Below are 26,933 nucleotides of genomic sequence, written 5' to 3' on the forward strand. Positions count from 1 at the left end.
TAACGTATATTTTACAGAAAACCTTTTTTCAAACACGCTATAAAGTTTTTTCCTTTTATAATTATAACGTAGTCTGTAAATTCTTTTACAGGATTCCGCCCCGCATGCGCCGTCTCGTACTTCGCCAGCTATAATTTGCAAAAGCATCCTGGATTTCCTTTCGCTTAAGACGACTGATGGGGATTTCTGTCTTATCCGACAGCTTCAGAATATCCGTAGGCATAGCCACGATTTCCCTCATGGAAACCAGCGCCCACCGGATCGGGCGGCAAAACTCATTGGCTGGCAGAACCTTTTCCAGATCTGCCATAGACATGGAAGCATCTATCACGCCCTTTTTCGTGTGAATTTTCGCTCGTTTTCCATCTGCTTCTGCATACAGAATATCGGAAATGTAAATGCTCTCCTCCAGCCGTCCCACTTTCACGTTCACAGTCCGCAGGGAGTAGACACTGTCAAAAAAGCGATCCAGAATGTGAAACAGCTTCTCTTTTCTCACTGGCTTCACCATGTAATGAAGCGCCTCAATATCAAAGGCCTCTGCTGCAAACTCCGTACTGGTGCTCCCGAACACAATCTGCACCCGGCTGTTTCTTGAAATCAGCTTCTTCGCCGTCTCCATACCGTTCATCCCACTCATAAAAATATCCATAAAAACCAGTGAATAAACGGATGTATCTGAGGATAAAAATGCCTCCCCGGAAGAAAATTCTTCTATTTTCACATATAGGTTATTTTTGTCTGTGTATTCCGAAAGCAGCCGGGTGATATTCTCCCTGTCTTCCGCAAGGTCATCACAAACCGCTATTCTTATCTCCTGGTTCATGTGTTGTTCCTCCCATAGAATCTGTCTGAGGTCTGTTTCTGAATCTGCCATCCCTCATATTTCTGCATAATAAATGCCGCATTCTCCGGGTAAAAATCTGTCTTTTATGATTCGCTCAGTTTTTGAAACATTTCCAGATATTCCTGCTCTACTTCAACAAACGGCCGCACTGTATAATCCAGCTCAAAGTGCAGCTTCGGTGCATCCCCCGGTTGTTTCTCTTCCAGAAGAACCTCTAAATCATACCAGAGAAGATCATCATCGATTTCTTTCAGACGCTGCGCTTCTTCATCAGTCAGACTGCTTCCCAGAAATTTCTTATAAATCACCTGAAGCAGCTGCTCTTCCACCTCACGGTATCTGGGCATCTCCTGCTTCAGCGGACGGGGCACATCTGACATATAGCACTCGCTGGCATCATGCAAAAGACAAGCCAGCGCCTGACGATTGGAATACCCTCGCCCAAGAGCCTCCTTCGCACAGCAAATACAATGCTCCCCAACAGACCAGAAAGAACTTACATGTCCATTTCCCCTACATGTCAGCGACAACGCATGTGCAATATCCTGAATATCGATCTTCTCCGCCTCCGGATGAACCGGATTGAAATGGTTTCTTGTGTATGTGGTTATGTAACTCATAGGATGCCTCCCCTACTGCTCTTTTCTTTTTCTTGCAAGATACTCATCCAGTTCTTTCTTGATTTTCTCCGGAATCTCCCTTGCAACCGGACACACTGCTGCATTTGCAAAACGTTCTGTAAACTTCACCAGAAAATCAATATCCCCCTGTAGCTGCTCCATGGACATAACCTCCTTCACATCATAGCGGCAATGAATTGGTGCCACATTGGAGCTGGCAATTCTGGCAAAAGAGAGTGCCGGAATTCCGCTGTCTGCAAAAGGTGTAGAATCACTGGAATACACTCCGGTCTTTGCCTCAATTGGAAAACCGATTTCTGCTGCCATATAAGATATATAATGTGCCAGCTTATCCTCTGCGGAAACACAGGAGATAAATTTACCCATGTAAGTTCCAATCATATCCAGATTAATGTTCAGCACTATTTTGTCCAGTTCCTCTTTATGCTCCTTCACATATGCTTTAGAGCCCAGAAGCCCTCTCTCCTCACTTCCGCAGAATACGAAACGAAGACCATAGTTCAGTTCTTTTCCCTTCAGCTGTTCCATAATTCCAAGCAAACCTGCGCAGCCACTCATGTTGTCATAAGCGCCGTGGGATAAAGAAGTGGAATCGTAATGGGCACTAAGCACAATAAACTCGTCCCGTCTGCCAGGAAGCTCTGCAATTACATTGTGGGACTCTCCGTCGTACTCTTTCTGGGAAACCTCCAGGCGAATATTCTTCACCTTATTTTTCACCAGTTCTACTGCCTGGCTGGAATGGATCATGGCGCAAAGAACTTTCCGTTCTTCCCCTACAACGGCTTCGCGCAGATCGCGCTGGTCAATATCTGTATTTGGATAATACATATTTCCGTACTGGAAAATAATTCCCTTTGCTCCTGCTTTCATCAGATCCTGGTAAACAAAAAATCCCACTCCCTGAGTGTCCATCAGTACAATTTTATCTTTTGCACCTGCTATGGAAACAGGATCCGTTCCCGGCATATAATAAAGCTCTCCCTCTACGCTGCCGCTGCCACAGCAGTTAAACGCCTTACAGGTGATTTCCTTCCCATCTGCAAACAAATGCGCAGATTCAATCTCTCCCATAGCAACCCGGAAAGCCTCCAGCCTCGCTGGCACTCCCAGCGCCTCGCACTGCGCTTTCAGAAATTCAGCAACCTGCAGTTCCTCCTTCGTGCCACTGGCGTGGACGAAATCGGTGGATTCGAAAATATTGGATAAATTCATGATGGTTTTCTCCTTTGTGAATTGAAGATAAAATCTCCGGCTCTCAGAGTGTCCCTGAGAACCGGAGGTTTGTTTTTATAAATTTCACTTAAGTTTATAACATTTTACGTATTAATACCTTTCATCGTGATTTGTTTCCCTTACTTAAATTTAGTTTTCGGTTACATTTGCTCTTTTTTCAAGTTCTCTTTTTAGTCTTTGAATTTCTAATTCGGCCGCTTCTGCCCGCTTTTCAGCCGCTTCTGCTCGTTCTCTTTCTCTCTGTGTATTTCGTCTTTCAGCCTAAATGTCCATTTTCTCCATGTTTTCAAACAGATAACCCATTCCACGACCTCCAATCTCGCCCATCATCTCTCTTGCTTATTCCACGGGCACATTCATCTTTATTAGTAAAGTCCATAAAATCTTCTTATAAATTTCTTTTATCGCTTCCGGCGCATTGCTGTAAATAGAGTTGATTTGCTGGATACATCCTTGATATCTTCAGGCTGAACATTCGCAAACAATGGAATATTCGTATAATTTCTCAAAAACTGGCTGGCAAGTGTATCGTTTTTGAAAATCTCACGGCTGTTCACATCTCTTGTATGCAGCTCCGGATGGTAAGCAGTGTCTCTTTTTCTTTTGTTCTGTGGCTTTCTGCTCATTTTTCCTCCTTACGCAGGAAACGCTTCACAGATCAAAAGATATCTACAAGTTCATAGTAACACGCACAAATTCAGAATACAAGAAGGGACCATAAAATTTTCACTTCATATGATTGACCATAGAATGCCTTTTCCAATGTTTTACTAATAGTGCGTTTAAAGATTGCATCCAATCTCCTTCTTGACAGTCATGCTTCTTTTTATATCTGTCTCCCCCCACAAATAACCAAATATAATATGTACACTCCTTAATTTACTTTAAAAGAAATAGCCATGCGAGCCCCCTCGCACAGCCATCTCATATCTTTCATATTATTCAATTTCCTCACACAAACGGATTATAAAATCTCCCCCACCGTATCGTCACCGTCATGCTGACTACCAGCAGCAGCACGCCAACTCCAATTGCCACGAAGTCCCTTTTCTCAAAAGGTCTCTTCATATACCACGTTCTCTTCTTATCCTTTCCGAACCCACGCAACTCCATTGCATTAGAAATAGTATCAATCCGATTCAGGCTGGTGAGGATCAGCGGTAGAAGAATATTCACCGAATTCTTCAACCGGGCAAAAAAGTGCTCGTTTTTTCCAAGTTCTACGCCCCTTGCCTGCTGAGCCTGGCTGATGCTGTGGTAGTCACGCTGAATGTCTGGAATGTATCGAAGCGCAATCGCCACAGAATAACCCACTTTATAGGAAATTCCAATACTGTTCAGGCTAGCAGCAAACTCACTTGGGTTCGTTGCAGAAATAAACAAGATCGCAACCGGCAGCGCAACAAAATATTTCAGAGAAATATTCACCATATAAAACAGCTGCTCTGCAGTCAGATCATACCGCCAGAACAGGTGGCAAAGCACATGTCTGGTGCCATACAGCGTCGTTCCCTGGTTAGGATCAAACAGGAAAATAAACAGATTATTCAACACCAGAAATACCAGCATAAAAATCATCATAAACCGCACTTCGCGGAACTTAATCTTACTCAGTTTAAACGCCGCCAGGCTCACCGCAAACAGCCCAAGCAGTACCCACGTATTATAAGTAATCATACTTGCAAAAGTAAAAAGCAGGAAAAACGCCAGTTTGGTGGTACCTGTCAGCTTGTGTATCACACTTTCCCTTGGCAGATAATTCAACACTGTCTTAGCGGCCATGGCTTCGCACCTCCCTGTCCTCCTCAATAAAACGCTGCACAAACTCTTCCGCCGGACTGATTCCCAGCTGGTTCGCCAGGGTAAAAAGGCTTGTCTCCTTCAGTGCCGCCTGACGGATCAGCTGTGGATCACAAAGAACTGCTGCCGCGCTTCTATCCGCGATCAGCCTGCCATCTGCAAAAACCAGTGCCCGGGGCGTATATTCCAGCATCAAATGCATATCATGGGTAATCATCACAACTGTTACCCCTTTTTCATTCAGCCCACGAAGGAACTCCATAATCTCTGTATAATGGCGAAAATCCTGTCCCGCAGTCGGCTCATCCAGAATGATCAGTTCCGGATCCTGCACCAGCACACTGGCAATGGTCACACGCTTCTTCTGCCCGAAGCTAAGCGCCGATACCGGCCAGTTCCGAAATGGGAAAAGTCCGCAGACTTTCAAAGTTTCCTCCACTTTTTCCCGAATCTCTTCCTCGCTTTTTCCCATATTGCGAAGGCTCAGTGCCACCTCATCAAAAATCATGGTCTTGGAAATCATCTGATTGGGATTCTGCATCACATAGCCAATATGTTTGGCTCTGTGGCGGATATTTTCCTGCAGAAGATTCCTTCCCTGGAAAAGAATTTCACCGGAATCTGGTGTCTCAAAGCCGCAGACCAGTTTGGAAAAAGTAGATTTCCCGGCACCGTTTTTCCCTACAATGCTGACCATTTCACCCTTGTGGATTGTAAGAGAAACATCACGTAAGGTCTGACTGCCTCTCTCATAACCAAAGGTAAGATTTCTAACTTCAAGCAGCGGCTCATGTTCTTTCTCAGCCTCTGCTGCCGGGCGGGACCAGAACCAGTCTGTCATTTTCTTCCGGTCTGCCTTATCTATCACAACAGAATCAACATGTGCCGGTTTCTTCGCAGGAGCAAGTTCCACACCTGCATAACGCAGTGCAGTAAGATAAAGGGGCTCCCGGATTCCATTTTCTTCCAGAAGTCTGGTGGACAAAAGCTCATCCGGATGAAGATCTGCCAGAATTTTTCCATCGCCCATAAGAACGATACGGTCCACATCTCGCCACAAAACATCCTCCAGACGATGCTCAATGATCACCACCGTAGTATCTGTTTTTTCCTGAATCTCGTCGATCAGCTCAATAGTCTGCTTACCTGTAGCCGGGTCCAGATTGGCCAATGGCTCGTCGAACAACAGGATTTTCACCTGATCCACCATTACCCCCGCCAGACTGACGCGCTGCTTCTGCCCTCCGGAAAGCTCGTGGGGCGCGTAATCCAGATGATCCTGAATTCCGACCAGCTCTGCCGCGTGACGGGTGATCTCATGCATTTCATCCTGCGGCATGCAGCTGTTTTCCAATGCAAAGGCAATATCCTCGCCAACCGTCAACCCGATAAACTGACCATCAGGATCCTGCAGCACTGTACCTACATGTGCAGAGAGCTGGAAAATGCTGCTCTTCGGCGCATCCACACCATCCACAATAAGTTCCCCGCTGCATTCTCCTGGATTGGAAAAAGGATTCAGGCCATTGATGCAGCCTGCCAGAGTACTTTTTCCACAGCCGGAAGGACCTGCGATCAACACCCGCTCGCCAGGATAAATATCCAGATTAATTTCCTTCAGCGTAGGCTTTTTCTGTGCCCGGTACTGGAAAGAAAAGTTTTTGAAAGAAATAATAGGAGATTTTTTCTCTGTCATATAGTACCTCAAAATCAAATATCCTGAAGCGAATCCATCGTCAATTTGTAAACAATGTGACTGCTTCAGAACCACTTAACAATTTGCATCTCTATAAGTGTACACCTTACACCATCTCAAAAGGATAACACGAATTTCTTAAATCCACAATAAAATTTCTTACCAAAGTTTATCTTATTTTGCATAAATCTTGCGAAATTTACTTTTTGGATCCAATAAAATTATGCATCAAAAAAGACCCTGCCACAAGTTTCCCCATAGCAAGGTCTTTTACAAATTTCCCTTTCAACTTATTCCTGATCCAGGGAGCCTTTCTTTGCAATTGTTTTTGTATAAGCCAGGATCAGAAGACCGCCGACTACAACACCTGTGATGGTGTTTGAAACAGCGGCGAATGCACCCTGTGCAAATACTTTGTTTGCCGGTTCAGCATAGATTACAATGTCAAGTACAGGTGCAACAACTACCCATCCTACAACATGTGCGATCACGTTTGCAACTGTGAAAACGGCAACTTTGCTTTTTCCGAAATCGCCTTCCTGAACCTGAAGCTTCTTGGCGAACAGACCGATCACAACACCTACAAATGCAGATGTGATAACCCAGCTCCACCATGGGCTTCCACCCCAGGACAGGTCGATCAGTGTATGTCCGATGAAACCAATGAGTCCGCCTGCAACCGGGCCATACATTGCTGCAAGAAGTCCAAGTACTGCGTACTGAAGACTGATGTTTGTGTTCGGAACCGGACTAGGGATCGCCACAAAGCGTCCCAGCACAAAGAACAGTGCTGCACCGATACCGATAGCAACTACGGTTTTGATACTATTGTTGTTTTTCATAGCTCTTTCCTCCTACTATGTGTCTTACTAGAGCGTGTTTGATAAAGGCTTTCTGCAAGATGTGCGTCACAATTTGCGGGAATGTTTTTTCAAGCAGGCTCTAACACGCTATAGTATACGCTTTATTAAGAGCTTGTCAATCTGAATCCACAGTATTTCAGCCTTTCACCGGAATCTTAAACACAATTTTCGTTGCGGGCTGGGCTTCTGTTACGGCGATGCAGGGCATATGACCGTCTTCAGGAGCGTAGAAGCCGAACATTCCAGCCTCCAGAAGAGTGTATCCCTGCTCCGGACCACTTTTATAGAAAATAATGTCAGCTTCCGGGGTGCGGTCATCCTCTACGGTAAGCTTGCGAAGAGATGCCCAGTAAATTTTCTCAGTGCCTTCTACAATGTACTGAAGGTCGCAGTATTTCTTATGGGATTCCATCTGTGCACCATCCAGGGACTTCGTGGTATATTTCTGAACCAAGGCAAAAATGCCGTTTTTTAGGTCGTATCTGCCTTCTGGAAGGTTCTCCTCTTTCTGTTTTTTGATAAACTGCTGAACCATGTCAGCGTAATCTTTAAATTCCTCATATGTATTCAGTTTGTCTGCGTAATCTGCAATCATGATAAATCCTCCTGTTATTTTTTACTGCTCTTCATACTCACAAATATAACTCTGCCCCATCATACCATAAGGCTTCAGCACCTTCCCATCCGTATGGAACATTCCCTCGGTGCGGAAATCAGCCCAGCTGATTCGGCTGCAGCCGGTGTAGGACTGGTGGAATGGACCGAACATGTTTCTTGGGCTTCCGGAAACCTCGATTTCCAGAGTGTTCTCTTCTTTTTCGAAAAGACCAGTTACATCTGTGACACAGTTCTTCTTTTCGAAATGAAAACCAGCTTCCTTGCCATTTACTCTGACTTTCAGAAGGGTACCTCTCCACTCACCCAAATGAAGAAGAACCTGCTTATCGGAGATTAGCCTCGGTACCTTGTACTGATAAATCATTCCTCCCGGATAGTTTACATAACCTTGCATACTCCAGTCGCCAGTATGCAGAATTTCTTTTTCCCTGGAAATATTGCCGGACATATCTACGGCGAAATTTCCAATTACGAATACGTCTTCCAGTTCCCGCTTTTGGTCGTAGCTACCTTTTATGGTAATCCAATGCCCCCCTTTACTCAAAGCAGGAAGTCCGAAGCAACGCATGTCTTTGTCAATAAACCACTTGCCGGTCTGCGCACATTTCACGCCATCGAAGTAAACTTCCAGGTCATAAGGCTTCTCAATCACAAAACTGCATTCACTGGAAATGCCTTCTGCAACATTAAACCGGAAATGCATGGCAAATGGTGTTCCATCTGCCGGATGTGGCTGATCCACCCAGGTATATCGCTGAGGTGCACCGTTATAATAAACCTGCTGCATGCGCAATTTCTCACGAATTTCCTTCTGCGCCTGCCAGATTTCCATCTCTGCGGACTCATAGACGCTTCCTGCTTCTGACAGTCCGCTGCCATGTCTGAATTCTGATACCTGCTCTACAATTGCGTCGAGATCTTTATCTTCCACCATAGCATTTCCGTCACAAATTTTATTTGCTGAAGCAGTCCCCAGCTCATAAGTACATTTATCTATCGTCAGCACATTCTCCATAGTTCTTCTTAATTTCGCGTCCGGACCAAATGTAGCCAATACGGGATCTGTGTAATGCGGATGTCTGTATGGGAATGTGGCAGCTTTGCTCACTGTCATTTCATGCACCGCATTTACGCCATCAGAAACAGCCGCCAAGTCCACAGCAGTAGTGTCTTCCACAACTCCACATTTGTTTTCAACACTATATTTCTCTTTAATAATCTGACCGGCCCTCATTATTTTCTTCACAAAATAAATTCGGCTCATCCCCGTCTCGAATGTCCTGGTAAAGCAAACGCCCTCTCCATCCGCAACAGTTTCCACCTCACTAACTTCCCCTGTCAGCGGGTCAAGCTCTTCCACAGCGTCTCCACAGTCTAGTTTTATGTAAACCTGATGTGCATTGTTCCGATCGTGATTTGTCAGGAAAAGAATATGTCCATCTTCTGTCTTTCTCAGCATGGAAAGAATCTCGCCATCCTCTGCGCCGCTGGCATTTCGCACAGTAAAATCTTTTCCGGTGCATTTCGCCACAGCTTCCGTCAGCTCCCATTCATGCTCAACCGTATGAACAAATGCTTCCTCATCTAAAACATCCCGGATATCACCATATTTTCCACACACTTTCCTGCGGTCAGATTTCTCTTCATTTACATCTTCACTGTCTATTTTTTTATCCCATCTCTTAGCAACGCAGATCTGCTTACTACCAATCCGTTCTCCTTCAATCATCACCGGATACGGCTTCAGCCAGATCACCATTCCACCAGCTGCAAGAAATTCCTTCAACAGCTTCACCGTGTTTGCAAACAGATTGCTCACTCCCGGAACCACAACCACCTGATAGCTGCACTTTCCTGCCACAAACATTCCATCCTCAACCTTGCCGTCCTGCTCCAACAGGATCTCATCTCCAAAATCAAAATCCACATGCCCTGCAGTCAGCGCTTTTGCGATCCGGTTATAATACTCACCTTTTCGATTTAAAGAAGTAATATGCTCATCCAGCCATCCCATATTCATTTCCAGATGATTGAAATCCTCCGCCCGGTCACTGCGGCACTCGGTCCAGATGCTGGAAATCGGATGGATCATCAGCACCTTCCGCACCGGCTCACCCTGAGAAAGACACAGCGCCAGACGACCAAAATAATTCTCCATCTTATCATTGTCATCCCACCAGGTATTCTGATAGTTGAAAACCGGCGGATAGTCCCTCTTCCTGCAGCCAGTAATGGAATACAGGGCAAGATGCTGACAACGTCTCGTAATTCCAAGCGCGAACTGCCAGTCTCCCAGCCATTTCTGAGTAGAAAAATCCAGCTCCCAGCCAGTGCAGCCGTAAGCCTCACTGATGGTCATGGAACGTTCATACTGATGTGCCACGCTTGCACACTGTTTCACAGTCAGATACTCATCCGTCTGTGCGCCAAGAAGATCAATTCCAGGATTATGCAGATAACGAAGCTGAGGCATCGCCGCACCGCACACACGAGTCTGATAGCCCAGGTCGTTCTCATATAAAATATGTCCCGTAGTACGAAGTCCCCGTTTATCACACCACTCATAAACCTGTTTCATATAACTTTCTTCGAAACGCTGCGCCACCGTCTTCCAATAATCATGACGGATCTTCTCCGCCCCTTCCCCATCAAAAAACAGATAAGGCAGCTTCTCCTGCGGATCATATCCTCTCTTTTCAATAAAATACTCTGTAAATCCAATACTCCACGGAATCCACGGTCTGCCTTCATGGAAAACGCTGAAGAAATCACAGCAGTTTGGTTCATCTGTGAAAAATCCTTTCACCTCTTTTGGAAAACTTCCGCCAAACACTTCCTCATAATGCTCATGGGTCAACTTCAAAAATGTCTTCACGCTCTCCGGATTCAGATTATCTGGCGGCATCAAGCCGTTGTACCACTCACTCTTACCAGAAATCTCCTGGCGCAGAAGCAGAATCTCTTCATCAACACCGCAAGCTCCAGCAGCTTCCTCATAAGTCAGATATTCTTTCATCCTCTTAATAAATCTGCCGTCCGCTTCTGTCTGAATCACATAAATACCTTGAAGAAACTCTGTCTCCATAGTTTCTTCCACTGCCAAATCTTCACCGCCGTTCCTGCCAGACATGGAATTTTCGTCCACGCTTCGATTCCCGCCACACATTAACGAATCCGAGTCCCCGGTAACTATCCTTTCTTCCTCGATACTTAGCTTCGCCGGTACCGCCACCTCCCCGGCTTTCCCGCACTCCATCGTCAGTGCCCTGGCTGTAAACTCCGCTGGATTTACCCTGCTGACCTTACCTCCTGCAGCCCCCGACGGCCATTTATCCTCATCATATATCCACAGCTCCAGATCATTTTCCCGGGCTTTATCCACACAAAACTTCACATCCTCCATCCACTCTGTGGAAAGATACTCCGTCTCCAGCCCTTCACGGGAATGAATAAAAAATCCCCCCATCCCCGCCTTCTTAAATCCCTCTATCTGCTCTCCCAGATTCTCCTTCTGAAGCCTGTCATTCCACCCCCAGAAAGGAGCACTCCGATACTCCTTCGGCGGATTCTCAACCAATCCCTTTACCTTATCCAATGTGCCCATCCTTATGTCCTCCTCTTATAGTCCCACATTACATTATTGTTCTAAATTCCCTATTCCATCATCACCAGCACCGTCGCTTTTATTGTATCCATTCGTTACCAATACACAGCGTTTTCGCAACTGATATTCCTAAGCGGGGCATTTCCAGGTGCGCCCTTAACGGAGGCGAGATCCACTGCTTACGAAGACTTAATCGTGAAGGCTCTCCTGAACGATTTAGTCGTAGTTAGCAGTTAGCTCGCCGCAGTGTTGCACCGCCCCGCGTGGAATATCAGCTGCGAAAGTGCGTCCGGGTAACCGTGCCTCCCGATACAACAAAAGGGACTGCAAAACAGTCCCTTTCATACTACCCAAGTTCATATTTTACATGAAGTTGTTAGGTATAAACATAATAATATCCGGTACATAAGTAACCAGGAACAACAACCCGATCATAATAAGTACCATCGGCAAAATCTCACGTATAACACCCTTGATCTTCGTTTTTCCAAGTCCCGAAACAATAAACAACAGCATACCAAATGGCGGTGTGGAAAGACCGATCATCATGTTCAGGCAGATTACAACGCCGAAATGAACAAGGTCAATACCCATAGCCTGTACCAGCGGAAGAACCATTGGTACGAATACCAGCTGGATCGTACTTACATCAAGTACACAGCCAAGAAGCAGGAATACGATGTTTACGATAAACAGGAAAATGTACTTGTTATCTGTGATTCCCATAACCAGGCTTGCAACAACTCTCGGAACCTGCTCCAGAGAGATAATATAAGAGAACAGCATGGAAGTTCCGCAAAGGAGAGCCAGTGTAGCTGTGTTGGCAGCGGATTTCTTTATGATACCCCAAAGCTTTTTCCATCCCAGTGTTTTGTAAATCAGTGCAGAAATGATCAGTGCGTATGCAGAAGCAACAGCACCAGCCTCTGTAGGAGTACAGATACCGGAATAAATTCCACCAAGAAGAATAACAACTGTAAACAGTGCCGGAAGAGCCTGCAATGTAGCTCTCAGAAACTCTCTCTTGCTCATGACCACACCAGCCGGATAATTTCTCTTATGAGAAATAAACGCAACATAGATCATAAGAAGAATGGCAAGTAAAACGCCAGGAACCATACCTCCCATAAACAGCTTACCAATGGAAGCACCGGATAACATAGCGTAAATAACCATCGGAATACTTGGCGGGAAAATTGGTCCTACCGTTGCAGAAGCGGCTGTGATGGCACAGCTAAACTCTGCGTCGTAGCCCTCTTTTTTCATCTGGTCGATCTCCATCAGACCAATACCGGAAGCATCTGCGATAGCAGAACCGGTCATACCTGAGAAAATAAGGGAAATAAATACGTTAACCTGTGCTGTACCACCTTTTAATCTTCCAAGAAGACCATTACAGAAAGAGAACAGCTTGTCTGTTACCTCACCTTCATTCAGCACATTTGCCATGAAAATAAACAGCGGCGCTGCAAGCATGGTATAGTTTGCAAACATGTTACCAGTGATAACGGTAAATACCTGGCCCAGTTTGTCCGGAGCTGCAAGCAGAAAATATGTAATAGAAGCTGCAAGCATGGAAAAAGAAACAGGCATACGGATTATGAAGCAGATCGCCATAACCACAAACAGCATAATAATCGGCATACTCATGATTCTTTTCCTCCTTCCTTGTATTCTTTAAATGCATTTCTGATATTGATACAGGTTCTGACGATGATCTCAGCCAGCATATACATAAATGGTGCAAAAACAACTGTATATGGAAGCTTCAGAACTCCTGTTACCATTTTCTTTCCAACCAAGGACTGGAAACACGGTACAAAACAGGTTACCAGCAGGATTAAAAGAAATGTATTGTAAACTACTTTAAAAATAAACTGGGTACGAGGTTTTACAGCATCGTAAACCAGACCAAATACTACGTGTTCATCAGCTTCCATTGCCTTACCAACGCCGAAGAACATGGTCCACATGTAACCCAGAACAGATACCTCATAACTCCATGTTACAGGGGTTTTGAAAAAATATCTGGATACGATTGTTACCATAAAGGTAAGGAAAATTACCAAAAACGTAATGTTTGGGATAAAAACGCCAAGGAAATCGACGATCTTTTTCCCGATCTTTTTGAAATTATCCACAGTTTCCTCTCCTCTCAGATTCACTTTTCTGCCATCGGTTTGTTCCCTTTTGCATACACTACTGCAAAAGGTTTCACCTGTGCAGACAGGCAAAAAATCTGTTCTTTGTTAAAAAGCCCAGGCCGTACACACAGCCTGGGACTTTTCTTTGTTATAAGTCAGACAGATGTCTCAAGTTTTGCTGTCAATTCATAGCTAAGCACTATGTCTTGCCTGTTGTCACGACAATTCAGTTTACTCTTCTGCGGTTGTTGTATCAGCCATAGCCTGGATTTCGTTGTAAAGATCCATATCCCAGTCTTTGATCATATCTTCGTTTTCCATATACTTAGCCTGAACTTTTTCTTTAAACTCGTTGATGTCAGGATATGTAACAGTAAGTCCCTTCTCCTCAAAGAATTTGATCAGTTCAGCCTCTCTGTCAAGTCTTGCTGTATCGTTTACGTCTCTTGCATATTCCATAGCCTCAGTAACAGCTTCCTGCTGAGCCTCTGTCATGCTGTTCCATGTGTCACCGTTGATACATGGCATGATGGAGTCAACAACGTGGTTTGTGATTGCGATGTATTTTGTTACTTCATAGAATTTTGCACTCTCGATACTTGGAAGCGGGTTATCCTGTGCATCTACAGCGCCAGTCTGAAGTGCAGTATACAGCTCACTGAAGGAAAGTGGTGTCGGGTTTGCACCAAGTGCCTCACCAAGGAACAGCCATGCTTCGGAGTTCGGCATACGGAGAAGTAATCCGTTCATGTCATCGTAGCTGTTGATTTCTTTCTCTCTTGTGTTGATTACACGGCTTCCAAGATAGAAGCTGGAAAGAGGTTTGATGTTCAGTGTCTCTTCAATCTGTGGACGGATCTTGTTAAGTCCGATGTCACCGTTGAGAACGCTTGTCATATGCTCATAGGAGCTGAACAGATATCCGGAAGCAAACATACTGTAAGACGGAATCTGTGTTGCAATTGTCGGGAAGGAAATATATGCCAGATCTGCATCTCCGTTAAGAAGAGCATCGAACTCGTTCTCAGAAGAGAACAGAGAACCGTTATCGTAGCATTTACATGTTACGGAACCACCGGATAATTCCTCTACTTTATCTGCAAACTCATACATAGCCTCTGTATGGGAGTCACCGCTTACAGATACTGATGTAAAGATCAGCTCTACTGCCGGGTCATTTGCTGCTGCAGCATCTGCTGCCTGTACACTGATGCTTCCTGTTAACAGCATTGTTGCTGCCATAGCTGTTGATAATACTGCTGCCATTAATCTTTTTTTCATTCTCTCATCCTCCTGATTTTTACACACTATGTGTTTTTGTTTCCCTTTTTTCACGTATATTTGTAACCCCAATTACAAATCTTAAGAAATACCTTTCAGCCGGCCTCACGGTCCCCACCGTTCCGGCAGTTATCTCTGATTACTTTCCAAAAAAGCTCTTGCGGAAGGTCTCTGTGATCGCACAGAACTCTTCGATCTCTAATTTCTTGCTTCCTGTAAGAAGCTTATAATCCTGTCTTCTTGACTGAAGTGTCATCGGCACACCTACCAGATTCATATGGTATTTGCTGTTTACCGGATATACCTGGCACTCAACCATGGAAGCAGCGCCAAGGAAGTTCATAAGCTCCTGTGCTTTCTCCGGCTGCTCTTTATAGTTCTTGCAAAGCCATACATAAAGATCCGGATGGAAGTTTGCCATAACTCCTGAGTATCCTGCACATCCCATTTCCATGCTGCGAAGAAGTGTTGCTGCATTTGCATTGAAGATCTTTAATCCGGTGCCCTCAACTGCTTTGCATTTTGCTTCCAGCTGATCAAGATCACAGCAGGTGTCTTTCAGGAATGCAAATTTCTCAGTCTCTGCACACCATTTGAGAAGCTCTGGTGAAAGAAGTCTCTTGTATGGTGCCGGGCACTCATAAACACCGAACATATCTCCATCAATGTGATCCAGAAGATATTCAATATTTTTCTTAGCTACATCTTCGCTCTCGTTCTCTTTTGCAAACTGATTGGAAATGAAAACATATGCATCTACACCGGCATCGATTACAGTCTGAGCTTCGCGGATCTGATCCTCTACCTTCTCAGCGCAATGTCCGGAAGCAATTACTCCCATGTGCTTTGGTGTATTATTGATAATAAATTTTGCAAGTTCCACTCTCTCCTGTGGGCTCAGCTCAAACATTTCACTGGACTGACATACTGCGAAGATTCCGTCAACACCGTTCTTGTCATACCACTCAATGATTCGAAGGACTGCATCATAGTCGATCCTGTTGTCCTCTGTAAAAGGTGTGATCATAACCGGCCATACGCCGCCTGCAATTGTTTTTTTCATGCTCTTCTCCCTCTTGATGTTTACTTGTTGCTGTTCACCGGTAACGTTCCGCGATGTGTTTTTATGAACGGAATGAACAACAACATTTACTATCCACTGCAACCGCGCAATTGCTTTTCAACTGTGACTATAGTATAATATAAATAATTTGAAATTGCTTTCAGCAAAATATTTAGTACTATTTTATAACTTTGTACAAAAAAGAATACAAACCAGCAAAACATAGTGCGGTAAACAAAACAGAGTTACGGTTCACTTCGTTCACAGTAACACACTTCGCGGAACGTTACCAGTGAACAGTAGTAAAACAGACTGCAACACAATAATTCACGGACATAAGAAGAGGCGACTTGAATGGAACAGGAAATATTTGACGATTACATATGGAACGAACATAAAAAAATATTAACAGCAGATAAACATAAGATCCCGGGGCTTAGAAATCTTTCTCATTTTACACCTATGGCACCTGGCGTTCCGGTTCCTCTGCATTATCACTCTGATATCATCGAGCTTCATTTCATGGTGAAAGGCCAGCGCAAGACTTACGTTATGAAAGGCGGCGTCCGCACCAGCTACTGTGCTACCGGAAATAACCTTTTTATCACCAGACCTTATGAGCTTCATACTACAGGACATATTGCCCAGAACCGCTGCGAATTTTTTGCAATGCAGCTGGATCTGAAGGAGCACGATAATTTCCTTGGTCTGAACCAGCATTACAGCAATATTTTGTGCCATCGGCTTCTGAATATGGATCAGCACCTGTACCATGTAGGCAGTTCCCAGATTTCCATGCTGCGTACTGCTTTTAACCTGATTTCTTACGGAACAGAAGGCGACTCCATTGCCGGTGTCCAGTATCTGACCTGTGTACTTGCCAGCCTGAACTACCTGACTGCAGTTCCAGCCCAGGAAGAGATCAATGAACAGCTGAACAGTGACATCGGACATGCGCTGAAATACATTGAACAGAATATTGAAAGCCCCATTACACTTCAGGAGCTTGCCCAGGCATCCAACTATTCTCTTTCCCGTTTTAAAGCCAAATTTAAAGAGGAACTGGGAATTACCCCTGCGGAATACATTACCCTCCAGAAAATGGATCGGGCACAGATGCTTCTGAAGACTACAGATGATTCCATTACAGATATTGCTTACCAGCTGGGCTTTTCTTCCAGCAATTACTTCTGCTCTGTTTTCAAAAAAACTCTGAGCTACAGCCCGGCAGCATACCGCAAAAGCTTTTCCCAGTCATAGAAAATGCTGCAAAATCATTGCAAAAATGATTTTGCAGCATTTTTTTATTCCGCGTCCAGAGCGTGTTTGAAAAATCATTCCCACAATCTGCGCTCCCTGCTTTGCGGTATATTTTCCCGGATTCAGCTGCGGCAGCTGAATCCGGGCTCAATACTCTTACTATTCACTGGCTTTGCAATATCACCTGTTTAATTGATTGCAAAGGTCTGCTGTGTATCATAAAATCCGTCCTGATACATGACGTAGATTTCATAATTATCTGCATTCATTCCCTGAAGAGGCACCGGGATATTTTCATAGAAATCCAGATAGGTTTCCATATGCAGACGAACCTCTGTTGTATCATAAACATAAGTGTTCTTCTCCCCTTTGAAAATGATCTGGGAGATCTGATGATCATAAGTTCCTATATAAAGCACTTTTCCTGTGATGTTATATGTCAGGGTATCTGCCGGAAGCACCTGGTCCGGTTTCTTGTTCCACAGCCATTTCCAGGTCTTCACTGGCTGCCACAATTCTCCTTTGATATAATTTTCATCCAGCTCCATAGGACTTGCAAGATCGTTGTAATCAATCCGCATTTCCTCTGCACGGTAAAAGGTTTTCTTAAGACAGTACTGATTCAGAACCTTCTCTGTATCATAGTCAAACTCGTAGGTCATTCCCTTCCAGCCGTTTTCTGCATTTGCCACATGACCGCACATTCCAAAGAAATGATTGCTGTCAGCATCATAAATCGCTGCGGATGTAATCTTGGACCATACCGTAGGAATCTTCTTAATCTGCTTCACAGTACCTTCTGCCTCATTTACAGAATATACCAGCAGGTAGGATTCCTCCGTCTTATCATAATAGTCGATATCTTTCTTCCTTCTCCACAGGAAATGATTGTCAAACATGGTGATTTCCACAGTCTGGTCATCACTGTCCAGATCTGTATCAATCTGATATGCTGTATGCTGCTGGAACTGATAAATGAAATCACCATCTGCTTTCAGCACATATTTTTCATAATCTGTACCTTCCCAGAATCTTGGATCACAAAGAATCCACTGGATTTCCTTGGTTGTCCAGTTTACCTTGATCACAGATTCCAGGTTGCGGACGCTGAGCAGAATGGTATCTGTCTCCGGCTGATAGGAAACTGTATTAATATGTGCCCAGTCAACCAGATTTTCGTATTTACATTTAATAATATCCTGAAGTTTCAGTTCATTTACCACCGCACCTGTCTGTCGGTCGATCTCCTCAATTTTATCTTCACAGTGGCTCTGCATGGAGCTTGTAAGCACCAGAAGATTTCCTCCTGGCTCCTTCTCAATTACCTCATGGTGGCTTCCGCCGGAAAGATAATACATGTTGTAAGCTCTTCCCAGATAATCCAGCTCATAAAGATTAGTAGACTGGGGCTTCTCCAGGTTCGGAACATATCCGGCAGTATCCTGCCAGATCATTCTGCAGTTGGAAAGCATGTAAAGACCATAATTTCCAGTCTCTTTGTTCATATACCAGCGAATATCTCCCATGCAGTCATATGCAAAAGGAAGATGAGTGCTCTGTCCGTAAACCATGGTCAGATCATATGCAGATTCTCCACTGGTCTCCACAGGTTCGATCACATCCGTAAGAGACTCCGGCAAAGCTTCTGTCGTAATGGTGATCTCCTGGGAATCCTTCACTCTGCCGGAATCATCCAGAAGTTCCAGTACTACTGTATTATCCTCTCCCGGATAAAGACCGATGATGGGCACTCTGTGTGAACTGGCCGCATCTACCTCTCCGCTGATGTCCGCTGCTGCAGTTTTTCCTTTCACCGTAAAGCGCACTCCGTACTCTTCTTCTGTGTCAAAAAGTACTACTGCAGTTAATGGGGAAATCTGATATGGGTTGAGAATAACCATAGGATCATCCCATGTATATCCATTTTCCTGCTCTGCCTGCAGCTGCTGGTCAATCTCATAGGAGGTCGCCACCAGTGTTTTCGTCTGAGGGATTTCTGTCTGGATATCATTCGCGGAATCATCGTTTTCCTGAATGGAAATCGTGTCGTCCACATCCATGGTAACATTCAGCTTCTGACCGTAATAGCCATATTTTTTCTTCCGTTTTTCTTTTACAGAATAGGGAATTTCCTGATTAGTAAGTTTCATGTAAGTATTATAAATTCCCCGTCGCTTTTTCCAGCAAAGACCTGCAAACAATGCAAGCAGCACCAGAAACAGTAGCAGAATGGTAATTTTTTTCTTGTTGCTCCATTTTTTCATACTGTAAGCTCCTCAAATTTTTGTCGTTACGTCCGTACAGACTGCAAAGCCTGTAACGTCAAAATGGGTTCAAAACTCTTGAACCCAAATTGACAAATCTTATACTTATGCCTGGCTGTACATATATCCCGTATTATAAAGAACACCGTCCAGTTCCAGATAAATATCCCATTTCTGACCTTCCAGCCCGTCAACTGCCGTCCAGCCCTTAACTGTAACATTTGTTCCGTCATCTCCTTCAGAAGGAGTCTGTGTCAGCTGATAAGCTCTCTGGGACTCACCGCTTACCAGTATCATCTTTCCAGCCTGCAGATCTGCTGCTGCGGTCTTGGTCAGGAAGCTTCCGTTCACACTGATCTTGCTTCCATCCAGCAGGAAATTCCAGCCATCTGGCAAAGCCTCTGCAGTGCTCACATCAATGCTGCTTTCCTCATAACTTGTCTCTCCAAGAGAACCAAGCACCTCCGGAACTGCCAACGGATCATATTTGCCTTCTGTATAAAGAGGCATGCGGAAAGAACGATAGGTCAGCGCATTATAAGTATCACCGGAGATCGTCAGCTCAAAGCTCAGTTCTCCATTATCTACCTGGTCAATATGTGTGGTCTTGGTCAGTCCCTGTACAAACATATCTTTCGGGTAATAATCACTGCGGTTTTCTTCATCGCTATGCAGGTGGGAGCCAGCTGTGATCCACAGATGATCCTGTGTTCCATCCAGGGAAGCCACACCTGAAATCCAGTCCGAATACCAGTCGGCGCCTCGCTCTTTACCATACTCAGTTACCTGGGAAACGGTCATGTTCTCTGTATCAATCTGATAAACAACCGCACGGGAATATACGTTATCACCACTTACACGGTTATCGCCATCCACACGTTTTACCTTGGCAGTACCATTGTCAAAAAGAGCAATATCTCCATTATCCAGAATGGAAACATTATGCTGTGCATAGAACCATTCGAAATCTTCTCCTTCCGGAGTAAAGAAGTAAGACGGATCCACACCATCCCAGCCTGTAGGATCTCCAAGGATCCATGCCAGGGATTTGTCCTCTTTATTTACTGCTACAATGGCATCTTTGTGTCTTGCAGAAAGAAGAACCAGATCATTCTCTGCATCATAGGCAAGACCATTATTATGGAACCAGTCAGCTTCCTCACTTCCGTCTGAATCCATAGAAGCAGACTGTCCATCTTCCTGGCTGATGAGATCTTTCATGTCAAGCTCCCATACAACAGCACCGGTCTCGCGGTCAATTTCTACCACGTAGTCCTCAACTGTGCTTAAGTCCGGGCTGTCAGAAGCCACCAGGAGATTGCCATCCGGAAGCTCCACGAAATCGTGATGCTGGCCACCAGGAATCATGTATTCGCGGTAAATTTTTCCCAGAAGGTCGACTTCGATCATTCCTTCTTTATAGTAGCTGCTCTTCAGCACATAGGATGCAGGCATGAGAAGATGCCCGTTCTCCAGCTGGTGAACTCCGAGAGTTCCGCCAATATTGGTAAAGAATCTGATATCTCCGTCCGCATCTACTCCATACAGGGTTCCCATAGTGGAGCAGACAAAAGTCAGGTTCGAATAATCGTAACTTGCCTCGCTTTTCATCTCTGTCTGGATTGTACCGTAATCAACACCTATATCTTCTGTGGTTACTTCAAAGGTAGCAGAAGTCCCATCATCCAGAGTGATTTCAACCTCTGTGGTATCATTGTTGTAAAGACCATAAATCGGGACGATATGCTCCGTTGCCTCCTCAAAAGTCCCCGTCACATCGTTCTCTGCGGATTTCCCTTTCACAGTAACAGTTCCGCCGCAGGCTTCCTCTGTGGAAAAAACGGCAACTGCACTTAAAGGGGACATTCCATATGGATTGACTACAATTAGTGCCTCATCAAGACTGTAGCCGTTTGATGCCTCCTGAAGAAGTGCTTCATCAACAGCAGTCTGCTGTGCAAACCGGTCAGTTACTTCCAGGGCTGCCGCCTGAGACTTGGTATCTGCTGTTTCTGCTGCCTCGGAATCTGCATCCCCTGCAGTTTCTGTTTCCGTCTCATCTGCAGTTTCAGTCTCTGCTGTGGCTTCTGCCGCAGGTTCTGTCTCTGCTGCAGTTTCTTCCTCTGCTGCAGTTTCTGTTTCTGCTGCAACTGTAGTAATAGAACCCGCTGTCATTGTCATCATTACAAGTATTGCAGCCAGTTCCCGATATCTTTTATTCTTCATGCCAGCCTCCTGTGCAATTTTATGATTTCTCAAACACGATCTAATACAAAATCCGCATTTTCATACCACCGTCATGGTAGCTGACGGATTGTCTGCATTTTCTATCATCCTTATAATGCGCAGTGATATTCCTCTGCCTCAAATGGATAGCTAAGCTCCAGACCTTCTGCATTCTCGTCAATCTCAAATGCGATCCAGCCCTCGTTGGAACCGAAATTCAAAGTGGTTCCTGCCATACGTGTCATACCAAGCTCTGTAATGAACTCATCATCCATTCTGCTGTATTCATTTCCTTCACTGTCAGTCAGCTTCAGATTCGCCCAGTCCAAAGTCTCCTTGCTGCCGTCTTTCTCGATCTTCAGCTTAATCATACAGAAGGTCTTACCTGCGTCAGCTTCCTTCTTGTAGTCGCTTGTCTCCACACCTGTATAGCCAAGTTCTACACTTACATTCTCAAGAGAGGAATTGATCTCCACATCTTCTACTGTAATATTCCATCCTGCTACGGAAACAACCTCGCCGTATGCATCGCTGTTTGCAGTCTTGGCTGCTGTACCAGCAGAACTGCCTGCTGCTTCTGTCTCCTTGCTGTCGGCCACCTCTGCACTGTCTGCTTCTGTTGAATCACTACTTGCAGAATCCTCACCTGTACTCTCTGCTTCTGCAGCCGTATCATCTGCCTCTGCGCTGTCTTCTTCAGCGGAATCAGTACTTGCAGAATCTTCACTTGTATCTTCTGCTTCTGTGCTGTCAGTCTCTTCCTTAGCATCAGCCTTGTCTGCGGCAGCTTCTGTCTTGGTATTCTCTTCTTTCTTTGTATCATTTGTGCCACCACAACCAGCCATTAAACCAGCCACCAGAACGGCCCCCATTACCTGTAATAAAACTTTTTTCTTCATTTTTTTACTCCCTTTATTTTTCTGGTATAACTTTATTTCCCTGGAGCATGTTTGAAATAAATATTCTGCAAAATGTGCTGGAATCCTTTTTCAAACACGCTCTGGTCGTGTTATCAACTATTATAACATAGTTCCGCAATAAAGTAGAAACACTTTCTTAATATTGCCTGTAAAAATTTAAAAATTTAAAGCTTTACTGTTTCAACCATTTACAGCAACACGCTTCGCAAAATGTTACCAGTGAACAGCAGCATTACATCACTTAATTTTTATATTTTGTTCCAAATCATAAAATTCGTTCTGATATACAACATAAATCTCATAATCATCCGCTTCCATTCCCTGCAGCGGTACCGGAATGTTCTCATAGAACTTCAGGTAAGATTTCGTATGAAGACGGATGTCTGTAGTATCATAAACATAAGTATTTTTCTTTCCATGAAAAATGATCTGGGAAATCTGGTGATCATAAGCTCCTGCATAAAGCACCTGTCCGGTAAGATGTAATGTAATCTCGCCGTCTTCCAGTACCTGTTCCGGCTTCTTCTGCCAGAAGAACCAGGTCGCTTTTACAGGCTGATATAATTCTCCCATAATATAGTTGTCTTTTATTTCCATGGCTGCTGCCAGATCATTCCAGTCAATTTTCATCTCTGATGCGCGGTAATAATAGCTTTTGATGCTGAACTGATTGATCAGCTCTTCTGTATCATAGTCAAACTCATAGGTCATTCCTCTTCTTTTATCTTCAGAATCCTTCACATGACCGCACATACCAAAAATATGATTACTGTCAGCATCGTAAATAGCAGAAGAAGTGATGGTAGACCATACAGTAGGAATCTTTTTAATCTGTTTTACTGTCTTTTCTGCTTCATTTACAGCATAAACCAACAGATAAGATTCTTTTTCACCATCAAAGTATTTCAACACGTCAGACTTTCGTACTTTTACATAATGATTATCAAACATACTGACTTCTACCGTCTGGTCATCTCCATCCAGATCTGTTTCCAGCTGGTAGGCAGTATGCTGCTGGAACTGATAAACAAAATCCCCTTCCGGCTGAAGCACATATTTCTCATATTCTGTGCCTTCCCAGAATCTCGGATCGCAGAGTATCCACTGGATTTCCTTTGTCGTCCAGTTCAATTTGACTACAGATTCCAGATTTCGCGGACTGATCACAATGGTATCTGTCTCCGGCTGATAAGACACAGTGTTTAAATGGGTCCAGTCAACTCGGTCCTCATATTTCCCTCCAAAAATATCTTCCATTATCAGTTCATTTACAACTTCTCCGGTCTGTCTGTCAATTTCCTGGATTTTGTCCTCAATGTGACCTTCCAGGGAACTGGTCAGGACCAGAAGATTTCCATCCGGCTCTTTTTCGATTACTTCATGGTGATTTCCACCCGCCACATAGTACATGGTGTAGGCGCGTCCCAGATAATCCATCTCATAGAGATTGGTTGTCTGCGGTTTGGCCTGGGATGGCATAAAAGCTTCATTGGAGGCAACTATCATCCTGCTATTTGACAGCATATAAATTCCAGAAGTAAATTCTCCGCTCATGTACCAACGGATATCTCCCATACAGTCATAAGCAAATGGGAAGGTTGTCCGCTGTCCATATACCATAGTCAGTTCAAAGGCAGATTCACCGCTTGTTTTCACCGGTTTCACAGCATCATCCAGTTTATCCGGAAGTTCATCCGTTGTAATAGTGATTTCCTGGGAATCTGTAACCTTGCCTGATTTATCCAGAAGCTCCAGAACAACTGTATTTTCCATTGCCGGGTAAAGACCGATCACCGGGATTCTGTGTGAAGCAGCAGATTCCACTTCTCCGCTGATATCTGCGGCTTCCGTTTTTCCCTTGACCGTAAAACGCACCGCACACTCTTCTTTTGTGTCGAAAATAATCACCGCTGTCAATGGAGAAACCTGATAAGGATTCTGGATCACCATAGGCTCCTCCCAGCTGTATCCATTCTCCAGCTCAGCCTGCAGCTGCTGGTCGATTTCATAAGAGGATGCTATACGTGTGGTTTCTTTTGGAATGTCTGTTTCGATCTCATTTGCAGAACCGTCATTCTCAGTTATGTAAACCGGATTCTCCAGATTCATGGAAGCATTCAATTCCTGGTCATAATATCCATATTTTTTCCTTCTTTTTTCCTGAACAGAATACGGAATCTCCTGACCAGTAAGCTTCATATATGTATTATAGATTCCACGGCGCTTTTTCCAGCATAAAGCGGCAAACAGCACAGCTAAAATTAAAAATATAATAAATACTGCAATTTTTGTTTTTTTATTCCACTTTCTCATTTTCCCAAATCCCTGATTTCCGGAAGCTGAAGCCAGAACAGCACTCCGTTCTCCATATTTTTAGCTCCGCAGCTTCCTTTATGTTTATCCACAATCTTTCGGACCACAAAAAGTCCAAGACCAATGTTACGTACTTCATTCTCAGATGTGACTGGTTTCTTCTTCTGGGAAGTTGTGTAAAAGCTGTCCCAGATATGCTCCATCTGCTCTTCTTTAATCTGCGCTCCATCGTTGTAGACTTCCATACGTATCTGCTTTTTCTCTTTCTTCAGAGTAATCCGGATCCGCTTTCCCTGCTCTGTGTGCTGAAACGCATTCATCAGATAATTGTTTACTGCTCTTTCCAGATACATGCGGTTTCCGTATGCGAAACAGTTCTTTTCGATTTCCTGTTCCACTTTGATCTCGTTTTTGCGGAACATAGCATCATATCGAAGAAGCAGATATTCTATCATTTCTGATACATTTACACGGCTCATTTCCATGGAACTCATCTGATTGTCCAACATGGAAAAATCAAGGAGTTCTCCTACCATTCTGGACATTTTGTCCAGCTCCTCGTGAATGGAAGAATAATAGTAGGAACGATCAATCTTATCTCCTGCGATTTCCAGCATTTCCACCTGGCTGGACACTACTGCAAGAGGTGTTTTTAATTCATGGGAAATATTCGCCACAAATTCTCTCTGGCTTTCCAGAAGCTGATAGTCAGACTGCTTTGCTTTTTTCTCGGTACTTGCTTTACTCATTTTTTCCAGGAAATAGCTTAATCCCACCATCAGAAGCAAAACAACCGCCAGATATAATCTGGTTCCCTCAATCACTTCCAGAACTGACTGAACATCTTTTCGCAGGTAAACATAGAATGTATGTCCATCCTGTATAATCTTCCCACGAAACATCAGAATATGCCTGGATTCCATGCGACGCTGTTCCAGGGTTCCTTCTTCTGTGTACTGGGCAATTTTGTTTTCTATGTACTTACGGGCATGCGTGGTCTTCAGAGATGATCTGGACGTATAAATCTGCTCATAATTTTCATTCGCAATTACAGTCTCAAATTTTTCTTTCTGATAATCACCAAGTGTTTCTTCGTCGTCCTCGCTAAGTTCCTCAAGATCCATGTCATGGATATCTTCATACAGCTGACGCATGATTCTGGCCTTTGATGAAGTATATATGGGATAACAGCACACGCTATACAGCATGACTGCCACCGCAAAGGCAATAATCTGAATCCACAGAGCTTTCCCAGCTCTCCAGAAATTTTTTTTAATTTTCATGGATGTCCTCCCCGAAGATGTAGCCCACGCCGTAAACAGTCCGGATATAATTGCAGCCTTCTCCCATTTTTTTCCGCAGCTGCTTCACCAGAGTATCAATGGTCCGCACATCACCTGTATAATCGTATTCCCACACCGCATTCAGTATGGTATCTCTTGGCAGAACAATTCCCGAATGCTCCATGAAGTAAACCATCAGATCAAATTCCTTCCTGGTGGTGGGGATATGCTGCCCTTTGTAAAATAAAAGCTGTGCATTTACATCTGCCTGCAGATCGTTGTATTCCACCATAGTCCGCAGCTTCCCGGCACGCTTCAGCACCGCCTCAATGTGCATTTTCACAAGTGCCAGAGTAAAGGGCTTGGTGATATAATCATCTGCACCTTTCTCAAATCCGCTCATCTGGTCTGCCACTGCCGACCTTGCAGACAAAATAATAACCGGAACCTCCGATATTTTCCTGATCTCTTTCAATACGGTATATCCGGAAATATCCGGCAGCATAAGATCCAGAAGGATCAGATCCACCTTCTGCTTATTCTGGCAAAAATATTCCAGGGCTTTGTTCCCGGTCAGTGCTGTCTCTACTTCATAGTTCTGAATCCTCAGAAAGTCAGAAATCGTCTGTGCTAATTTCGGTTCATCCTCTACAACAAGAATCTCTATTTTTTTCACGGCTCTTTCCTCTCTCTTAAAGCCTGTCCCATAAGGCTTTCTGTATTTCAAACAGGCTTCAATGCTCTGTAAATCGTTGCGGTTTCCCATCAGACAGAAGCCGCAATTTACTTTAATATAGTATCATGTGATTTTGATGGAAATATGAGAAAATAAGTTTTCTTTTGACGCAGAAAAATAAAAATGCCACAAAATCAC

The 26,933-nt window shown here is 44.2% G+C and carries 22 protein-coding genes; 1 reads left to right on the top strand and 21 read right to left on the bottom strand.

Features of this window, described 5'->3' with window-relative positions:
• Positions 1-85: 85 nt before the first annotated feature.
• The 14 genes from AB5642_RS02095 to AB5642_RS02160 form a co-directional block, all read right to left on the bottom strand.
• Positions 86-826 carry a LytTR family DNA-binding domain-containing protein gene (locus tag AB5642_RS02095; protein ID WP_187565354.1) on the bottom strand — a complete coding sequence of 247 codons (741 nt, stop codon included), beginning with the start codon at positions 824-826 and terminating at the stop codon, positions 86-88.
• Positions 827-930: 104 nt separating this feature from the next.
• The gene (locus tag AB5642_RS02100; protein WP_118577906.1) at positions 931-1,467 is read right to left on the bottom strand and encodes a hypothetical protein; all 537 of its coding nucleotides are present in this window, start codon (positions 1,465-1,467) and stop codon (positions 931-933) included.
• Positions 1,468-1,479: 12 nt separating this feature from the next.
• Positions 1,480-2,703, bottom strand: coding sequence for a M28 family metallopeptidase (locus AB5642_RS02105; RefSeq protein WP_237925610.1), 1,224 nt, complete (start codon positions 2,701-2,703; stop codon positions 1,480-1,482).
• A 422-nt stretch (positions 2,704-3,125) separates the two neighbouring features.
• Positions 3,126-3,350 carry a hypothetical protein gene (locus AB5642_RS02110; RefSeq protein ID WP_148461356.1) on the bottom strand — a complete coding sequence of 75 codons (225 nt, stop codon included), beginning with the start codon at positions 3,348-3,350 and terminating at the stop codon, positions 3,126-3,128.
• Between the two features lie 325 nt (positions 3,351-3,675).
• Positions 3,676-4,506 (bottom strand): energy-coupling factor transporter transmembrane protein EcfT, encoded by an 831-nt coding sequence (locus AB5642_RS02115; protein WP_195991945.1) that lies wholly within the window; start codon positions 4,504-4,506, stop codon positions 3,676-3,678.
• Positions 4,496-6,220 (bottom strand): ABC transporter ATP-binding protein, encoded by a 1,725-nt coding sequence (locus AB5642_RS02120; RefSeq protein ID WP_215661178.1) that lies wholly within the window; start codon positions 6,218-6,220, stop codon positions 4,496-4,498. Before AB5642_RS02120 ends, AB5642_RS02115 begins: the two co-directional genes overlap by 11 nt.
• A 290-nt stretch (positions 6,221-6,510) precedes the next feature.
• Entirely contained in the window at positions 6,511-7,062 is a 552-nt protein-coding gene (locus tag AB5642_RS02125) for an ECF-type riboflavin transporter substrate-binding protein (RefSeq protein ID WP_118577901.1), read from the bottom strand.
• Positions 7,059-7,145 carry a DUF6783 domain-containing protein gene (locus tag AB5642_RS02130; protein ID WP_368356822.1) on the bottom strand — a complete coding sequence of 29 codons (87 nt, stop codon included), beginning with the start codon at positions 7,143-7,145 and terminating at the stop codon, positions 7,059-7,061. Before AB5642_RS02130 ends, AB5642_RS02125 begins: the two co-directional genes overlap by 4 nt.
• Positions 7,146-7,219: 74 nt before the next feature.
• Positions 7,220-7,678, bottom strand: a complete 459-nt coding sequence (locus AB5642_RS02135; RefSeq protein ID WP_118577900.1) for a YhcH/YjgK/YiaL family protein — start codon at positions 7,676-7,678, stop codon at positions 7,220-7,222.
• 21 nt (positions 7,679-7,699) lie between these two features.
• Complete coding sequence (locus tag AB5642_RS02140; protein WP_368371427.1) at positions 7,700-11,305, bottom strand: glycosyl hydrolase; 3,606 nt, start codon at positions 11,303-11,305, stop codon at positions 7,700-7,702.
• 363 nt (positions 11,306-11,668) lie between these two features.
• Positions 11,669-12,955: a TRAP transporter large permease gene (locus AB5642_RS02145; RefSeq protein ID WP_173772948.1), complete on the bottom strand. Its 1,287-nt coding sequence runs from the start codon at positions 12,953-12,955 to the stop codon at positions 11,669-11,671.
• A complete protein-coding gene (locus AB5642_RS02150; RefSeq protein ID WP_204454142.1) occupies positions 12,952-13,446 on the bottom strand; it encodes a TRAP transporter small permease in 495 nt (164 codons plus the stop codon). The genes AB5642_RS02145 and AB5642_RS02150 overlap by 4 nt, the downstream gene beginning before the upstream one ends.
• A gap of 234 nt (positions 13,447-13,680) precedes the next feature.
• Positions 13,681-14,730 (bottom strand): sialic acid TRAP transporter substrate-binding protein SiaP, encoded by a 1,050-nt coding sequence (locus AB5642_RS02155; RefSeq protein WP_173717183.1) that lies wholly within the window; start codon positions 14,728-14,730, stop codon positions 13,681-13,683.
• A gap of 139 nt (positions 14,731-14,869) precedes the next feature.
• Complete coding sequence (locus AB5642_RS02160) at positions 14,870-15,793, bottom strand: dihydrodipicolinate synthase family protein (protein ID WP_118577896.1); 924 nt, start codon at positions 15,791-15,793, stop codon at positions 14,870-14,872.
• Positions 15,794-16,147: 354 nt separating this feature from the next.
• On the opposite strand from AB5642_RS02160, the gene AB5642_RS02165 reads away from it, so the two are divergent.
• On the top strand, positions 16,148-17,053 hold the full coding sequence (locus tag AB5642_RS02165) for an AraC family transcriptional regulator (protein ID WP_148461349.1): 906 nt from the start codon (positions 16,148-16,150) through the stop codon (positions 17,051-17,053).
• Here AB5642_RS02165 and AB5642_RS02170 read toward each other — a convergent pair.
• The 7 genes from AB5642_RS02170 to AB5642_RS02200 form a co-directional block, all read right to left on the bottom strand.
• Positions 17,048-17,194, bottom strand: a complete 147-nt coding sequence (locus tag AB5642_RS02170; protein ID WP_368371445.1) for a DUF6783 domain-containing protein — start codon at positions 17,192-17,194, stop codon at positions 17,048-17,050. The two genes, AB5642_RS02165 and AB5642_RS02170, sit on opposite strands and share 6 nt — an antisense overlap.
• Positions 17,195-17,241: 47 nt before the next feature.
• Positions 17,242-19,317, bottom strand: a complete 2,076-nt coding sequence (locus AB5642_RS02175; protein WP_368371428.1) for an aryl-sulfate sulfotransferase — start codon at positions 19,315-19,317, stop codon at positions 17,242-17,244.
• A 105-nt stretch (positions 19,318-19,422) separates the two neighbouring features.
• Positions 19,423-21,543: an aryl-sulfate sulfotransferase gene (locus AB5642_RS02180; RefSeq protein ID WP_368371429.1), complete on the bottom strand. Its 2,121-nt coding sequence runs from the start codon at positions 21,541-21,543 to the stop codon at positions 19,423-19,425.
• Positions 21,544-21,653: 110 nt separating this feature from the next.
• Entirely contained in the window at positions 21,654-22,442 is a 789-nt protein-coding gene (locus tag AB5642_RS02185; RefSeq protein WP_195982862.1) for a DUF4352 domain-containing protein, read from the bottom strand.
• Positions 22,443-22,700: 258 nt separating this feature from the next.
• Positions 22,701-24,776, bottom strand: coding sequence for an aryl-sulfate sulfotransferase (locus AB5642_RS02190; protein ID WP_368371430.1), 2,076 nt, complete (start codon positions 24,774-24,776; stop codon positions 22,701-22,703).
• Positions 24,773-26,059 carry a cell wall metabolism sensor histidine kinase WalK gene (locus tag AB5642_RS02195; protein ID WP_118577890.1) on the bottom strand — a complete coding sequence of 429 codons (1,287 nt, stop codon included), beginning with the start codon at positions 26,057-26,059 and terminating at the stop codon, positions 24,773-24,775. Before AB5642_RS02195 ends, AB5642_RS02190 begins: the two co-directional genes overlap by 4 nt.
• Positions 26,049-26,735, bottom strand: coding sequence for a response regulator transcription factor (locus AB5642_RS02200; protein WP_173717188.1), 687 nt, complete (start codon positions 26,733-26,735; stop codon positions 26,049-26,051). Before AB5642_RS02200 ends, AB5642_RS02195 begins: the two co-directional genes overlap by 11 nt.
• Between the last annotated feature and the right edge of the window lie 198 nt (positions 26,736-26,933).

Source organism: Ruminococcus sp. 1001136sp1_2201st1_G3_2201SCRN_220225 (assembly GCF_040924365.1).
GTDB lineage: Bacteria > Bacillota > Clostridia > Lachnospirales > Lachnospiraceae > Blautia_A > Blautia_A faecis.

Coding starts and splice junctions, on each gene's coding strand:
- AB5642_RS02095 (WP_187565354.1), bottom strand. CDS start 826: ATGAACCAGGAGATAAGAATAGCGGTTTGTGATGACCTTGCGGAAGAC.
- AB5642_RS02100 (WP_118577906.1), bottom strand. CDS start 1,467: ATGAGTTACATAACCACATACACAAGAAACCATTTCAATCCGGTTCAT.
- AB5642_RS02105 (WP_237925610.1), bottom strand. CDS start 2,703: ATGAATTTATCCAATATTTTCGAATCCACCGATTTCGTCCACGCCAGT.
- AB5642_RS02110 (WP_148461356.1), bottom strand. CDS start 3,350: ATGAGCAGAAAGCCACAGAACAAAAGAAAAAGAGACACTGCTTACCAT.
- AB5642_RS02115 (WP_195991945.1), bottom strand. CDS start 4,506: ATGGCCGCTAAGACAGTGTTGAATTATCTGCCAAGGGAAAGTGTGATA.
- AB5642_RS02120 (WP_215661178.1), bottom strand. CDS start 6,220: ATGACAGAGAAAAAATCTCCTATTATTTCTTTCAAAAACTTTTCTTTC.
- AB5642_RS02125 (WP_118577901.1), bottom strand. CDS start 7,062: ATGAAAAACAACAATAGTATCAAAACCGTAGTTGCTATCGGTATCGGT.
- AB5642_RS02135 (WP_118577900.1), bottom strand. CDS start 7,678: ATGATTGCAGATTACGCAGACAAACTGAATACATATGAGGAATTTAAA.
- AB5642_RS02140 (WP_368371427.1), bottom strand. CDS start 11,305: ATGGGCACATTGGATAAGGTAAAGGGATTGGTTGAGAATCCGCCGAAG.
- AB5642_RS02145 (WP_173772948.1), bottom strand. CDS start 12,955: ATGAGTATGCCGATTATTATGCTGTTTGTGGTTATGGCGATCTGCTTC.
- AB5642_RS02155 (WP_173717183.1), bottom strand. CDS start 14,730: ATGAAAAAAAGATTAATGGCAGCAGTATTATCAACAGCTATGGCAGCA.
- AB5642_RS02160 (WP_118577896.1), bottom strand. CDS start 15,793: ATGAAAAAAACAATTGCAGGCGGCGTATGGCCGGTTATGATCACACCT.
- AB5642_RS02165 (WP_148461349.1), top strand. CDS start 16,148: ATGGAACAGGAAATATTTGACGATTACATATGGAACGAACATAAAAAA.
- AB5642_RS02175 (WP_368371428.1), bottom strand. CDS start 19,317: ATGAAAAAATGGAGCAACAAGAAAAAAATTACCATTCTGCTACTGTTT.
- AB5642_RS02180 (WP_368371429.1), bottom strand. CDS start 21,543: ATGAAGAATAAAAGATATCGGGAACTGGCTGCAATACTTGTAATGATG.
- AB5642_RS02185 (WP_195982862.1), bottom strand. CDS start 22,442: ATGAAGAAAAAAGTTTTATTACAGGTAATGGGGGCCGTTCTGGTGGCT.
- AB5642_RS02190 (WP_368371430.1), bottom strand. CDS start 24,776: ATGAGAAAGTGGAATAAAAAAACAAAAATTGCAGTATTTATTATATTT.
- AB5642_RS02195 (WP_118577890.1), bottom strand. CDS start 26,059: ATGAAAATTAAAAAAAATTTCTGGAGAGCTGGGAAAGCTCTGTGGATT.